This window comes from Tardiphaga sp. 285_C5_N1_2, assembly GCF_052076065.1.
Lineage (GTDB): Bacteria > Pseudomonadota > Alphaproteobacteria > Rhizobiales > Xanthobacteraceae > Tardiphaga > Tardiphaga robiniae.
Window position 1 is genome coordinate 5,289,320 of record NZ_CP197241.1, and the last position, 14,560, is coordinate 5,303,879.

A 14,560-nucleotide genomic window follows, 5' to 3' on the forward strand; every position below is an offset into this window, starting at 1 on the left:
GAGCCCACAATCATTATCCTTTGCCACCTGCGGTCGTTGCGCTGCGTCGATCCGCGAGGCGACCAGTCTCTTTTGGCAAAGCTCCTGGCGAGGAGCCGGGATGCGCAGACGCCTGGGCTTGCGACAGCAACCACGCCCGGAATGCCTGCAGCAAAGGATTCCCGGCTTTCTCCTCCGGGCAGGCGAAATAGTACGAGCCGACGCTTTTCAGGGTCAGGCTCGACAACACCTTCAATTTGCCCGACCTGAGTTGGTCGGAGATCAGGAATTCCGGAAGCAGGGCGACGCCAAGACCGGAGCTCGCCGCGCTGATCAAAGTGGACTGGATATCGAAACGCGGCCCGCGGATCACATTCGTGCCGCCGAGCTCAGCGGCATCGAACCAGCGACGCCATGCATCCGCGCGTGTGACCAAATGCAGAAGCCGCAGCTCGGCGACCTCGCTCGGCGGCAATTCGCCGCGCCTGCCGATCAGCGTCGGCGATCCAACCGGCAGAAGAATTTCGTCGAACAGATGGTCTGCCTGCGTGCCGGGCCAGTCCGGCTGGCCGAAGTAGAGGGCACCATCGAGCGCGGTCTCGCTGAAGAAGAAGCGCGTGTTGCGCGCACTCACATTGATGGCGACGCCGGGATGGCGCGCATAGAAGTCCGGCAGGCGCGGAATGAGCCACTGGGCGCCGACAGTGGGCAGCGCCGCGACGTCCAGAACCATGCCGTCGGCCTCATAGCCCATGATCTCGAGCGCATCGCGCTCGATCCGCTCGATCGTCTGCGCCACGCGGGTGCTGTAGGCCGCCCCTGCCCGCGTCAACGTGATGCGTTTCTTGATCCGATGAAACAGCTTCACGCCGAGCTGCGTCTCCAGCTGCGCAATCTGGCGCGACACCGCACTTTCGGTCAGCGCGAGTTCGCTGGCGGCGCGGGTGACGCTGAGGTGTTTGGCAGCCGCGCTGAACGCCATCAGCGCGCCGAGGCTCGGTATTCTGCGGCGCATAGTTCATTCCAAAAACGCAAGATGTCCGCAGATTAAATTGTTTGCACGCCTAAGCACAAGGCAACAATCTCCCCGCGGATGACAAAAGTCATGGCGGGCGGCGACCTCTGGCGAGGTCAGGCCCCGGCAACGGTCTCAAGACATGCAGACTGCAGCGCGGTGCCCCGCACAGGTGCTTCGGTCATCAACTTCAAGGAGCACATCAGTGGCAGTCAACAAATTGCATGACGAATTCCACACGCTCGACATGGAGAGCGGCTGGCAATTGCCCGAGGGCTACGATCCCGCGTCGGGCGCGCTGGAGAAGATCCTGTCCGGATCGCTCGATACCGCGAACAAACGCGGCAGCCGGACGCGATTGCTGAAGTTCCCTCCGGGTCTCTTCACCACACAGCAGATCGTTCACGACCACTGGGAAGAAGTCTTTCTCGTCTCCGGCGACCTGATCGTTGGCAACGACGAGAACGGGCAAGGCGGCACGCCGTTCGCCGGCTACACCTACGCCGTCAGACCGCCAGGCGCGTGGCATGGTCCGTTCAAATCCGAGGGCGGCTGCCTGCTTCTCGAAATGCACTACTACGATCCCGCCTGAGAGCCACAGAGACGATGACGGCAGCCTCTTGGAGGGGCCGCCGATCAGAGCCGATGCTCCCTGAAATCCCCGCAAGAGGTCTTGATAGAATGAGTAATGCGAAGCTTCCCGTCATCATCGCCGGTGCAGGGCCGGTCGGCATGGTGGCTGCCGCAGATCTGGTGCGACAGAACATTCCGGTTCTGGTGCTTGAGAAGAACGACGCGCTGAGCAGCGAGTCGCGCGCATCGACATTCCATCCGCCCACACTGGACATGCTCGACGATCTCGGTTTCGCCAGCACGTTGATTGCACAGGGACTGAAGGCGCCGACAGTGCAGTACAGCTCGTCCGAGGACGGTGTGCTCGGCACATTCGATTTCGCGGCGATCTCCGATCTGGTGCGGCATCCGTTCCGCCTGCAAGCCGAACAGTTCAAGCTCACACGCATCATTCTGGACGCCCTGTCCGGCAATCCGCTGTTCTCGATCGCGTTCGGCAGCGGGGTTAAATCGGTCGAGCAGACCAGCAACACCGTCAAGGTGGTGGTCACGGCCAACGGCCACGACACCACGCATGAATGCGCCTGGCTGATCGGCGCCGATGGTGCGAACAGCATCGTCCGCCGCAGCCAGGATATGGAATTCGAGGGCTTCACCTGGCCCGAGCGTTTCCTGGTGATGACGACACCGGTCGATTTCACCGCGCTTCGGCCGGGCGTCTCGTCGGTCAGCTATGTCGCCGATCCCGAACGCTGGTACTTCCTTCTGCGTATCCTCGGCGCATGGCGCGTGATGATGCCGGTGGCCGCGGAAACATCCGATGAGGAAGCACTGTCCGAAGCCTATGTGACGGCGTCGATCCGGCGGATCGTTCCCGCAGAGCTGGAGGCCCCCATCCTCCACACCACGCTCTATCGTGTGCACCAGCGCGTGGCCGCGAACTTCCAGAAAGGCCGCACATTCCTGGCCGGTGACGCCGCCCATATCAACAACCCGCTCGGCGGCATGGGCATGAATGGCGGCATTCATGATGCATTGAACCTGACCGCGAAGCTGGGTCCGGTCATCAACGGCACGGCTGATGAGAGCATTCTTGCCGATTACGATCTGCAGCGCCGGACGGTCACCATGCAGGCCATTCAGGGCGACACCATCCGCAACAAGAAGAACCTCGAAGCGAAAGACGAAGCCGATCGCGCGCGTTTCCGCGACGACATTCGCGCAGCAGCCGCCGATCCGGAAAAGGCACGAGCGCTATTGCGCCGGATCGCGATGCTCGACTCGCTTGAGCGGGCCGGTGCGTTGCATGTGGCTGAGCACCGCCCGGGGTGATCAGCAACTCTCTCTGAGACGATGTCGACGGCAACCGGTCACTCGGCTGGATAAGAACCGCGGCAGTGGAAGCGCCAGTAAGCCTGGAGGAGCCAATACCATGGTTCCCAAGATGTCATGCAGGAGTTTCAGAATGCCAAGCAAGGATTTACGGATGAAGTGGACGACGTTTCTTTTGGCGGCGCTGGTAGCGCCTGTCGCCTTGGGCGTGCCCGGCGCGGCAGCGGCCGGCTTTCCGGAAAAAATGATCACAATCGTGGTCCCTTATCCGGCTGGAAGCACGGCGGACGCGATTCCACGACTGGTGGCTCCGCTGATGTCGAAGTCGCTCGGCGTCACCGTGATCATCGAGAACCGCGGCGGCGCCAACGGCTCGATCGGGGCGGCTCGCGTCGCCGCTTCGCCGGCGGATGGCTATACGATTCTGCTCGCGACAACCGGCATGATGGCGATCAATCCGTGGATCTATGAAAAGCCCGCCTATAATTCCGAAAAGGATTTCGCGCCCATCACCAATGGCGCTTCGACGCCGAACATCCTGGTCGTCAATCCGTCGGTCAAGGCGAACTCGCTGAAGGAACTGGTGGCGCTGGCCAAGGCCGAGCCGGGCAAGCTGACATTTGCGTCAGCCGGTATCGGCAGCACGAGCCATCTGTGCGGCGAGACGCTGAAGGTGCTCGAAGGCATCGATGCCGTCCACATCCCGTATCAGGGCGCAGCTCCGGCACTTCAGGATGTCATCGGTGGTCAGGTGTCCATGATGTGCGATAATCTGTCGAACACGGTCCAGCAGGTACAAAGCGGAGCGCTGAGGCCCATCGTCGTGACCGCGCCTGAACCAAGCAAACAGCTGCCCAATGTGCCGACGTCGCCGCAGGCAGGCTATCCCGATCTCCTCGCGGGCAACTGGTACGGCTTTGTCGCTCCATCGGCGACCCCCAAGGACGTGATTGAGAAGCTCAACACATCGATCGTGGAGGCGTTGCGAGATTCAACTGTTTCGGCTCGCCTGGAAGGCCTTGGTTTGACCGTGATCGCGGACAAGCCCGATCAGTTCGGAGCTGTTATCGCCAAGGATTCTGCGCGGATGGAAAATATCGTGAAGCGCTCGAAAGCGAAGATTTCCAACTAGGGATTTTTCGGCATCCCTCCGAGCTTAAACTGGTATTGACTTTAGTCCTAGATTGAGTTGCCTCGCTTCCAGCCTGCTCGATTGCTGCGTGCTCATGACACACAGCGTCGATCAGACTGCAGCGGCGACCCGGTGATCCGGGCAGCTGCTGGTGGAGCGCCGGGAGGCGCAGCGTTCGCTCGGCGGGCTTCGCACCCCCACCGATGTCGCAACGCGCGCGTCTTCCCTGCGGGACTCGCAATCCCGCCGGTGCTGACGTGCGGGCCGGCCCTCGCAAGGCCAGCCTCAAGGGGTCTCGCAAACCCCTGGCGCCTCCCGGCGCTCCATTCTCGCAATGGGAAACGGGATGAAGGGTCGTCCGCGCCCTCGCCGAAGCGGAGATCGGCGCGTGCCTTATGCGACCTGCGCGCGGACGGACAGTTCCGCATCCGGCGCAGCAATGGCCTGAGCGCGCAGCAGCTCGACAATCTCCTCATTCGGCCGGGCCCGGCTGAACAGGAAGCCCTGCCCTTCATGGCAGCCTTCGCTGCGCAGGCAGGCGAGTTCGGATTCTGTCTCGACGCCTTCCGCCGTGATGGTGACACCGAGGCCCATGCCAAGGCTGATGATCGAGCGCACGATGGCCTGCGCATCGCGATTGGAGCCGAGATCACGCACGAAGGACTGGTCGATCTTGATCTTGTCGAACGGAAAGCTTCTGAGATAGCTCAGCGACGAATAGCCGGTTCCGAAATCGTCCATCGAGATGCGCACGCCGAGCGCGCGCAGCGCGTGCAGGGTCGCCAGCACCTGATTGCTCTTTTCCAGCAGCAGCGTCTCGGTGATCTCCAGTTCAAGCCGCCGCGGCGGCAAGCCCGAATGCTTCAGCGCATCCATCACCACCGAGAGCAGATTGCCGACACGGAACTGCAGCGGCGACAGATTGACCGCGACGCGCACTTCATCGGGCCAGCGCGCAGCCTCATTGCAGGCGCGGCGCAGGATCTGCGTGCCGAGCGCATTGATCAGGCCGGTGTCTTCCGCAACGGGGATGAAATCCGCCGGCGAAATCATGCCGCGCTCCGCATGTGGCCAGCGCACCAGCGCCTCGCAGCCGGTGATGCGGCCGGTCTTGAGATCGATCAGCGGCTGGTAGAATGGCCGGAGCTGATCGTCCTGAATGGCGGAGCGCAGATCGATTTCGATCTTGCGACGCGCCTGCGCACGGGCGTCCATGCCGGATTCGAAGAAGCTGAAGGTGCCGCGCGAGTCGTTCTTGGCACGCGACAGTGCCATGTCGGCGTTCTTGAGCAACCGCTCGGATTCGTCGCCGTCGCTCGGCGCCATCGCGATGCCGATGCTGGCGCCGATGACCACCGAATGACCGTCGAGCAGATAGGTCTCACCGACGGCGTCGAGCAGCCGGCGCGCCAGCAGCACGACATCCTCGGGACGGTTGATGCCGGTCTGGATGATGGCGAATTCGTCGGAGTTCAGCCGCGCCAGCGCGTCTTCCTCGCGCAACGACGACCGCAACCGCCGCGCCACGCCGCGCAGCAGCTTGTCGCCGATACCATGGCCGAGCGTGTCGTTGACACCCTTGAAGTTGTCGAGGCCGAGAAACAGCACCGCGACCTTCTCGCCGGTGCGCCGGGTATGTGCGAGGACCTCGTCGAGACGCTGGCGCAGCAGGTTGCGATTTGGCAGGCCGGTGAGGCCATCATGATGCGACATGAAAGCCAGCCGCATCTCGGCACGCTTGCGCTCCGTGATATCCATCAGCGCCAGCATCACAGCTGGCTCCTCGTTGTAGACGAGGTGCCGCGAATAGATCGCCAGATCGATCAGCGAGCCGTCGGCCTTGACGTGTTTCCAGGTTCGCGCGGCCTGCTCGTCATTGGCGTGATCGCCGACCCAGGGCGGGGCGGCCTCGAAGGCCTGCAACTGGCGGATGGTGAGCTTCTCGAATTCCGGACGCGTGTAACCGTAATGTTCGATCGCAGCGTCGTTGACGCTGAGGATGCGTTCGTCATCGAGTGCGCAGACGATCATCGGCACCGGATTGCTCTCGAACAGCAGGCGGAACGACGCCTCGCGCTGTTTCAGCTCGGTGATGTCGACGCGCAGACCGATGACACCGCCGTCTTCGGTGAGCCGCTCTTCGATCAGGACGACGCGGCCGTCGGCCAGAACCTGTTCGTGACGTTCACCTGGATGGAACAGCTTGGCGACGCGTTCTGCGATCCATTCGTCCTCGCGGCCGATGGCTTCGGGATAGTCGCCGCGCTCGACACCAACGCGGATCGTGTCCTGCAGACGCGCACCCGGCACGAACTGATCCGAGCTGCGGTTGTAGATTTCCGCGTACTTCTTGTTCCAGAGGATGTAGCGCCCGTCGGAATCGAGAAACACGATGCCTTGCGGCAGGATGTCGATCGCCTCGCGCAGACGCTCGTGGGATTTGCGGGCTTCCGCGATCGCCGCCTCGGCCTGGGCACGCTGTCGCACGATCTCGCGAATGGGACCGCTGACGAGACCCTTTTTCGGCGCCAGTTTCGGCGCAGCCGCGATCGCCCGGCTCGGCCGGGTGATCCGAGACGCCAGTCCGGCTTTCGCTTTCTTTTTCGCTTCAGGCCGGAACTTCGGCATCAATGATCCACTCGCAACGCGCGTGTGACAATATGTGCAAGAAGTGTCTGAAAAAACGGTATCAATGCCCGTTTACAGCAACCGATTACCGTCTGAACTGCGCGCCTGTACACATCCCGTGCCTTCACAACAGGCAAAAACCGTGGGCCTATGGTTACCCATGTCTGGACGTTACCGGGTCACGCGCGATCATCCCCGCCAAGTGAGAGACGCAAGCGGCTCGAAACGCTGATAAAACGACTGAGCCGGTCGCAACGGGAGGACCAGCAAACCCAAACGCAAAAAAAAGCGCCAGCGTCAGACATGGTTACCCGCGCATTAAAATCATGCGTGCCGCAGGTCACTCACCTCATCGACAGCTTCAGCTATAGTCGCGGCATGAGCCTTCGCCTGATTCTCAGCCTCATATTCCTGCCCGCCGTCATTGCTTCAACGCCGCTGGCGTTGGCGCAAACCAAAGGCAGCGTCGATCTGAAACCGCTGCCGCCGCTGGCCAATCCGAACGACCCGGCCATCGGCGCCAAAGAACTATTCGGCCGCAAGGTGCTGCCGACGAAATCGCCGGTGCGCGTGGTCGGCTTCTACGCCAAGGGCTGCATCGCAGGTGCCGAAGCGCTGCCGATCAACGGGCCGACCTGGCAGGTGATGCGGCTATCGCGCAACCGCAACTGGGCGCATCCGCAACTCGTCGAGCTGCTGGAGCGGCTATCGGTCAAGGCTAACAAGAACGCCGGCTGGCCAGGCATCCTGGTCGGTGACATGTCGCAGCCGCGCGGCGGCCCGATGATCACAGGCCATGCCAGCCATCAGGTCGGGCTTGATGCCGATATCTGGCTGACGCCGATGCCGAACCGCCAGCTCTCGCGCAACGAGCGCGAGGAGATGTCGGCGGTGATGATGGTGCGGCACGACCGGCTCGACATCGATCCGACTACCTGGACGCCGTCCCATCTGCCGGTGATCCGCGCCGCGGCGGTGGAGCCCAGTGTGGAGCGCATCTTCGTCAACGCCGCCATCAAGAAGGCGCTGTGCCGCGAGGCCAAAGGCGACCGCAGCTGGCTGTCGAAGGTGCGGCCGATGTACGGCCATGATTATCACTTCCATGTCCGCATCAAATGCCCGGTCGGCAGTGCCGAATGCGAATCCCAGCCACCGCCGACTGATTCCGAGGGCTGCAGCGCCGGCGATCTGGCTTACTGGTTCAGCGATGCCGTGCTGCATCCAAAACCGCCGCCGGTTCCGGCCAAGCCGAAGCCGCCGATGACGCTCGCAGAAATGCCGGCTGCGTGCCGACAGGTTCTGACGGCACCGTGATCGGCCGATTGGCTATCGCATTGTCGTGAAACCGGGTTAGAACACGCCATCGTTGTGCCGTAAGCCGACGATCAACAACGGGCGCCCCTCCCGAACTCCTTCCATATCAGCCGCGGCTGTCAGCTGCCCGGCCCAATCGGCGAGATCCAACATGCGCATCAGTGCACGCAACCAGATCAAAGGTACCGTCCTCGAAGTGACCAAGGGCGCGACCACGTCGCATGTCCGCGTCGACATCGGCGGCGGCCAGGTCGTGACCTCGTCAATCACCAACGAAGCCGTTGACGATCTGGCGCTCAAGGCCGGCGGCAAATGCATCGTCGTGGTGAAAGCCTCCGACGTCATGATCGCGGTGGATTGATTATGTATGCGCGTCTGATTGTCGCGCTCACACTGCTCGGTTCGGCGCCTGCATGGGCTGCCGAGCCAAGCGGCTGTGACAAATTCAAATGGCCGATCGACAAGGAGCGCGCCGCACTCACGGCGCAAGATCGCCCCAAGATTGTCTCAGGTGCCGACCTCGCAATTCCCTCTGCAGCGACGCTCGATCTGAAGACGCCCGGCGATGCCAAGCTGCCGACGTCCCCGGAGCGAAAGCCGAAAGAAGGCACATTTGCAGGCTTTGCGCGCTTCCAGAAGGCGCCGAAGGCTGGCACATACACCGTCAGCCTGTCGTCGGCGGCGTGGGTCGACGTGGTGCAGGATGGCGAGATCCTGAAGCCGATGGAGTTCAGCGGCGCGACCGACTGCGCCGGCATCCGCAAGACCATGAAGTACGATCTCGCGGCAGGTCCGTTCGTGATCCAGGTCAGCGGCGTGACTGAAAACACCATCAGCCTGGCCGTGCTGCCGTCCGAGTGACGGCAGCCTTAGAGGCCTCCCCGCCCAAGGGCCTTTACCCCCTTGGCCAGCCTGATATTATTCCCCAGCGATATCCCCTGCGGACCGTAAGTCCTCGGGATTGCCGGAACGGCGCTTCCGCCTGTCGCATGTCCCACCCAACCAACGCCTGAGTTGCGCGCACTTTGCGCTGCGCTCACGCATGGAGCGCCACATGAACCGTTTTGCCGGACTTTTCGCTGCGTTCTCGATCCTGCTCGGATCGACCTTCACGCCTGCCCATGCGCAGGACAAAACCCTCACCGTGTTCGCCGCAGCGTCGATGAAGAACGCGCTCGACGAGCTCGATGCCGCCTACACTGCCAAGACCGGCGTGAAGATCACCGCCAGCTATGCTGCAAGCTCGGCGCTCGCCAAGCAGATCGAACAAGGCGCGCCGGCCGACGTCTTTGTGTCCGCCGACACCGACTGGATGGACTACGCCATCGGCAAAAAGAACATCAACGTCGCCACGCGCACCGACCTCCTCGGCAACAGCATCGTGCTGATCGCCGCCAAGGACGCCAAGCTCGACAACGTCACCATCGGTCAAGGCTTCGATCTCGCCAAGCTCGCCGGCGACGGCAAGATCGCCACCGGCGATGTGAAGTCGGTCCCGGTCGGCAAATACGCAAAGGCCGCGCTTGAGAAGCTCGGCAGCTGGACCGCCGCCGAGTCGAAATTCGCCATGGCCGAGAGCGTGCGCGCTGCGCTGACGCTGGTCTCACGCGGTGAAGCTCCGCTTGGCATCGTCTATGCGACCGATGCCAAGATCGATCCGGGCGTGAAGATCATCGGCACCTTCCCGTCGGACTCGCACCCGGCGATCATCTATCCGGTCGCGGCGACCACCACCGCGAAGACCGAAGCTGCCGACTATCTGGCCTTCCTGAGGTCATCGGCCGCAAAGACGGTTCTTGAGAAGTACGGCTTCACGTTCCTGGTCAAGCCGACGTCCTGACACGTGTCCGACATCTCCCCTGAAGAATGGACGGCGATCCTGCTTTCAGTCAGGGTCGCCGTGATCGCGACATTGATCTCGACGCCGATTGGAATCGGCGTCGCTTGGCTGCTCGCGCGACGTGACTTCTGGGGCAAGCCGATCATCGACGCCATAATCTATCTGCCGCTGGTGCTGCCGCCCGTCGTCACCGGCTATCTGCTGCTGTTGCTGCTCGGCAAGCGCGGCATTCTCGGCGCGTGGCTCTCCGAACATCTCGGCATCGTCTTCGCCTTTCGCTGGACGGGTGCCGCGCTTGCATGCGGCGTGATGTCGTTCCCTCTGCTGGTGCGGCCGATCCGGCTCTCGATTGAAGCGGTTGACCGGCGGCTCGAACAGGCGTCGAGCACGCTCGGCGCATCGCCCTGGAAAGTGTTTGCGACCGTGACCCTGCCGCTGGCGCTGCCCGGCGTCTTGGCCGGCATGGTGCTCGGCTTTGCCAAGGCCATCGGCGAATTCGGCGCCACTATTACTTTTGTCTCAAACATTCCCGGCGAGACCCAGACGATTTCCTCCGCGATCTACTCGTTGATCCAGACGCCCGACGGTGACGCGGCAGCCTCACGTCTGGTGATGATCTCCATCGGCATCGCCGTACTGGCGCTTATCGCTTCGGAATGGTTCGCGCGCCGCGCGACGCAACGGCTACACGGAAACTGATCGTGCTGCGCGTTGATGTGTTCAAACAACTCGGCGAATTTTCAGTCGACGTCGCCTTCACCAGCGAAGGCCGCGTGACGGGCCTGTTCGGCTCCTCAGGCGCGGGCAAGACCTCGCTGGTCAGCATGATTGCCGGCCTCGTGCAGCCGGATCGCGGCATAATCGCCGTGGATAGTGACGTGCTCTATGACGGCAGCGCGCGCATCCACGTCCCGCCGCATCGGCGCCGCATCGGCTACGTGTTTCAGGACGCGCGACTGTTCCCGCATCTGAGCGTCGCGCAGAATCTCGATTACGGTCGCCGAATGAACCGCCTGACACGCGATTCTGCTGAGGAAACGCGCATTACAGAGATGCTTGATATCGGACATCTGCTCGATCGTCGTCCCGGTGGCCTCTCGGGCGGTGAACGCCAGCGCGTGGCGCTGGGACGTGCGCTGCTCTCGCAACCGAGGCTGCTACTGCTCGACGAACCGATGGGGGCGCTCGACGAGGAGCGGAAGGCGGAGATCCTGCCCTACCTCAAGCGGCTGCGCGATGCAGGCGATGTGCCGATGGTCTTCGTCAGTCACGATGCCGACGAGATGCGGCAACTGGCGACGCAGGTCGTGATGCTGAAGCGTGGCCGTGTCGCGGCCTTCGGTGGCACCGAGATCCTGCCGCGTATCATCCCGGCAGCCTGAGCCAATCAGGCGCCGGACAGCGTGGTCCAGCCTCGCTTCAGTTTCGCCTTGAGGGCTTGCCTGCGTGTCAGCTTTGGCGGCGCGGGATCTTCATCTTCGGGCAGACGCAGGCCAACCACATTAACGCGTCCGCCACCAAGACTGCGCGCGACAAGATCAATACTGTCGATCGGCAAGGCGGCGCCAACAGTCGGCGCATGATCGAGATGGATATCGAAATAATCGGCCAGCGTCAGCGATGCCTGGGCTGGATCGACGGCGATGCCGTAGATCGCCGCAAGATCGCCGAGAGTGATTTCGCCAGACACCATGAAATCACCAAGCAGATGCGGGTCTGGCGCCGTGCTCGGCGGCATGTCGACAAAGAAGCGATCCAGCGCCTCGGCCTTTTCCGGCGGCGCCAGCAGATAGATGTAATCGCCGGCCGTAACAGGCTCGGCCTCCGCCGGCGTCAGTATGCGCTCATCGCGAATGACCAGCGTCGGCTTCGACCACGACGGAATGAGGTTGCGTTTCAGGTAGAGGCTCTTCGGGCGCACGGCATAGCCGACCAGTTGCTGTTCGAGCTGACCTGGCAAATCGAGTTCGATACGGCGCGGCCCCCTGTCGGTGCGCGGCAGAGCGACATGCAGCTTCCGGGCGGCAAAAGCCAGCGTCCATCCCTGAAACAACAGCGAGATGATCACGACCACGAAAGCGACGTCGAAATACAGCGACGCCTTGGGCAGACCAACCAGCATCGGGATCGAGGCAAGGAAGATTGCGACGGCACCGCGCAGACCGACCCACGAAACGAACATCTTTTCGCGCCAGTTGAAGCGGAAGGGCTGCAAACACAGGAAGACCGCGACCGGGCGTGCCACGAACATCAGAACAAGGGCAACGCCGACCGCCGGAATGATGCTGCCCACCAGCCGCTCCGGCGACACCAGAAGACCGAGCATGACGAACATCACGATCTGCGCCAGCCACGTCGCAGCGTCGAGGAACGTCACCACGGAATTATGCGCCCGCGTCGGGCGATTGCCGATGATGATGCCGGCAAGATAGACCGCCAGAAAGCCTGAGGCGTGAGCGATCTGAGCCAGCCCGAAGATCACCAGAGCCGCGGTGCAGACGAAGGGCGCATGCAACCCCTGCGGCAGCGCCACGCGATTCATGGCCAAGACAACCAACCGGCCACCGACGACGCCGATCAGGGTGCCCAGCACGGCTTCCTGAACAAATTCCATTGCCACGTGACCGGCAGAGGCGTCCCCCAGCGACAGAAGCTTGACCAGCGTCAGGGTCAGAAAGACGGCGAACGGATCGTTCGTTCCAGACTCAACTTCGAGTGTCGCGCCAACCCTTGGTCTGAGGCGCAGGCCTTGCGCGTGGACCAGCAGAAAGACAGCCGCCGCGTCGGTGGAAGCCACCACCGCGCCGGTCAGCAGCGCCTGGGTCCAGTTCAGGTCGAGGGCATATTTGGCGACCGGTGCCGTGATCAACGCCGTCAACAACACGCCAATCGTGGCCAGCACCATCGACGGGGCCAGCACCGCGCGAATGGCCTGAAATCGTGTCTTCAACCCACCGTCGAACAGGATCAGCGCGAGTGCAACCGAGCCCACCACATAGGTTGTATGGACGTCGTCAAACCGCAGTCCGCCAGGGCCCGCTTCGCCGGCCACCATGCCGATAAACAGGAAGAACAGCAGCAATGGCGCGCCGAAGCGAAGCGCAAGCAGGCTGGACAGGATGCCGGCCATAACCAGAACTGCGCCGAGAAGGATGGCAATGCTGACGGAATCAAGTGACGCCATGAGGCTCCGAGGCCGGAAATACTTGTAAATCCATGCTTATCGTCGTCATCCCGAGACGCCAAACGTTTTCTGCGTGATACCTATTTGCAGGTATATTTCTCGGAAATTGCCCAAGGCAGAAGCTCCACTCAATGGCGTCGACGTGGTGCTTGTGTGAATCTCTACCCATCCGAATCAAATACGCCGTCCAGCGATGATTCCACACCACACGATACATTCACGACAACGAGAGCTGCGCGATGCTTGACCTGACCGACACCCACGAATTCGTGCTGGCAACCGCACGATCGTTCGGCGCCGAGGTAACCTCGCCGTGGTTCTATTTGCAGCTCGGACTTATGATGGCCGGCGGCGGCATTGCCTTCGCCATCGGGGCCGCAATCCGCTCGCGGGTCGATATGACCTCTCTGGCGATGGGCTGGCCGGCGCCACTGCGCATGTTCATGCGCATTCTCGTCGGCAGCGCAGCCACCGCGGCCTTTGCGATCCTGATGACCCTCGACCGCGTGATCATGCTGAGCGTGACATGGCCGAGCCGCAGCTATTTGCTGTCGGTGACCGCGAAGCTTGCACTCGCCTGGCTGGTGATCCGGCTTGTCACCAGCGTGATCCGTAACGAATTCCTGGTCCGGCTGGTGTCGATCTCGGCCTGGTTCGTCGCGGCCCTCAGCATTGTCGGCCAGTTGCAGCCGACCATCACCATGCTGGATGCGAACGGGATTGATCTCGGCGGCCTCCGGCTGACCCCGCTACTCTTGATCAAGCTCGGCGTCTTGCTCGCGGTAGCGCTATGGCTGTCGAATATTGCCAGCAATTTTCTGGAAGGCCGGATCAGGCAGTCCCATGACCTCACGCCCTCGATCCAGGTCCTGCTGATCAAGCTGGTGCGCCTGCTCTTGATGGTGTTCGCCGTCGCTCTCGTCATGGGTGCGGTCGGCATCAACCTCTCGGCGCTCGCCGTGTTCTCCGGTGCAGTCGGTGTCGGTATCGGTTTCGGCCTGCAGAAAATCGTCGCCAATTTCATCAGCGGCGTGATCCTGCTGGCGGACAAATCGGTGAAGCCCGGCGACCTCGTCACCATCGGCGACAGCTCCGGCCGCATCAGTGCGATGAATACGCGCTACATCTCGGTCGCCGCGGGCGACGGCCGCGAGTTCCTGATCCCCAACGAGGACCTCATTACCCAGAAGGTGGTGAACTGGACCTATACGGACAAGGACACGCTGGTGAAGGTCAATTTCAGCGCCAATTACGATGCGGATCCGCGCGTCGTCTGCAAGCTGGCTATCGACGTCGCAACGGCATCGCCACGGGCCAATACGGCCAAGACGCCGAACTGCATCCTCACCGAATTTGCCGAAGCCGGCATGAAATTCTCGCTGACCTTCTGGATCGACTCGCCCGACGGCATGGATGCTGTGAAGAGCGAGGTGATGCTGGGACTGTGGGATGCTTTCAAGCGTGAGGGCATCCGCGTGCCCTATCCGGTCCGCGAGCTGAAGATCCGTGGCGGTGCACTACCGGTCGAAACCATTGTCGAAGTCGTATCCGGTCCGGAATAAG

At 62.3% G+C, this 14,560-nt stretch carries 13 protein-coding genes; 10 read left to right on the plus strand and 3 right to left on the minus strand.

From position 1 onward, the window contains the following. Positions 1–13 precede the first annotated feature (13 nt). On the minus strand, positions 14–994 hold the full coding sequence (locus AB7951_RS25110; protein WP_439062090.1) for a LysR substrate-binding domain-containing protein: 981 nt from the start codon (positions 992–994) through the stop codon (positions 14–16). Between the two features lie 205 nt (positions 995–1,199). Here AB7951_RS25110 and AB7951_RS25115 point away from each other — a divergent pair, with 205 nt between their 5' ends. The 3 genes from AB7951_RS25115 to AB7951_RS25125 all read left to right on the plus strand — a co-directional run bounded on the left by AB7951_RS25115 (position 1,200) and on the right by AB7951_RS25125 (position 4,031). Further along, positions 1,200–1,586: a cupin gene (locus tag AB7951_RS25115; RefSeq protein WP_068733870.1), complete on the plus strand. Its 387-nt coding sequence runs from the start codon at positions 1,200–1,202 to the stop codon at positions 1,584–1,586. An 89-nt stretch (positions 1,587–1,675) separates the two neighbouring features. Next, positions 1,676–2,899: an FAD-dependent oxidoreductase gene (locus AB7951_RS25120; protein WP_439062089.1), complete on the plus strand. Its 1,224-nt coding sequence runs from the start codon at positions 1,676–1,678 to the stop codon at positions 2,897–2,899. A gap of 154 nt (positions 2,900–3,053) precedes the next feature. Beyond that, positions 3,054–4,031, plus strand: a complete 978-nt coding sequence (locus AB7951_RS25125; RefSeq protein WP_176454493.1) for a Bug family tripartite tricarboxylate transporter substrate binding protein — start codon at positions 3,054–3,056, stop codon at positions 4,029–4,031. A gap of 393 nt (positions 4,032–4,424) precedes the next feature. Here the strand turns inward: AB7951_RS25125 and AB7951_RS25130 are convergent, their stop codons facing one another. After that, complete coding sequence (locus AB7951_RS25130) at positions 4,425–6,659, minus strand: putative bifunctional diguanylate cyclase/phosphodiesterase (protein ID WP_092140036.1); 2,235 nt, start codon at positions 6,657–6,659, stop codon at positions 4,425–4,427. A 378-nt stretch (positions 6,660–7,037) separates the two neighbouring features. Here AB7951_RS25130 and mepA point away from each other — a divergent pair, with 378 nt between their 5' ends. From mepA to modC, 6 genes are all read left to right on the plus strand, one after another. Next, complete coding sequence (gene mepA, locus AB7951_RS25135) at positions 7,038–7,973, plus strand: penicillin-insensitive murein endopeptidase (protein ID WP_439062088.1); 936 nt, start codon at positions 7,038–7,040, stop codon at positions 7,971–7,973. 151 nt (positions 7,974–8,124) lie between these two features. Then, positions 8,125–8,334: a TOBE domain-containing protein gene (locus AB7951_RS25140; protein ID WP_089262895.1), complete on the plus strand. Its 210-nt coding sequence runs from the start codon at positions 8,125–8,127 to the stop codon at positions 8,332–8,334. Positions 8,335–8,336: 2 nt separating this feature from the next. Continuing rightward, positions 8,337–8,834 (plus strand): hypothetical protein, encoded by a 498-nt coding sequence (locus AB7951_RS25145; RefSeq protein ID WP_439062087.1) that lies wholly within the window; start codon positions 8,337–8,339, stop codon positions 8,832–8,834. 193 nt (positions 8,835–9,027) lie between these two features. Then, positions 9,028–9,813 carry a molybdate ABC transporter substrate-binding protein gene (modA, locus tag AB7951_RS25150; RefSeq protein WP_439062086.1) on the plus strand — a complete coding sequence of 262 codons (786 nt, stop codon included), beginning with the start codon at positions 9,028–9,030 and terminating at the stop codon, positions 9,811–9,813. A 3-nt stretch (positions 9,814–9,816) separates the two neighbouring features. Continuing rightward, complete coding sequence (gene modB / locus AB7951_RS25155) at positions 9,817–10,512, plus strand: molybdate ABC transporter permease subunit (RefSeq protein WP_439056999.1); 696 nt, start codon at positions 9,817–9,819, stop codon at positions 10,510–10,512. Positions 10,513–10,514: 2 nt separating this feature from the next. After that, the gene (gene modC / locus AB7951_RS25160) at positions 10,515–11,195 is read left to right on the plus strand and encodes a molybdenum ABC transporter ATP-binding protein (RefSeq protein ID WP_116661652.1); all 681 of its coding nucleotides are present in this window, start codon (positions 10,515–10,517) and stop codon (positions 11,193–11,195) included. 5 nt (positions 11,196–11,200) lie between these two features. On the opposite strand, the gene AB7951_RS25165 is transcribed toward modC, so the two are convergent. Further along, a complete protein-coding gene (locus tag AB7951_RS25165; protein ID WP_093759886.1) occupies positions 11,201–12,997 on the minus strand; it encodes a potassium/proton antiporter in 1,797 nt (598 codons plus the stop codon). A gap of 239 nt (positions 12,998–13,236) precedes the next feature. Here AB7951_RS25165 and AB7951_RS25170 point away from each other — a divergent pair, with 239 nt between their 5' ends. Further along, positions 13,237–14,559, plus strand: coding sequence for a mechanosensitive ion channel family protein (locus AB7951_RS25170; RefSeq protein WP_439062085.1), 1,323 nt, complete (start codon positions 13,237–13,239; stop codon positions 14,557–14,559). Position 14,560: the final 1 nt, after the last annotated feature.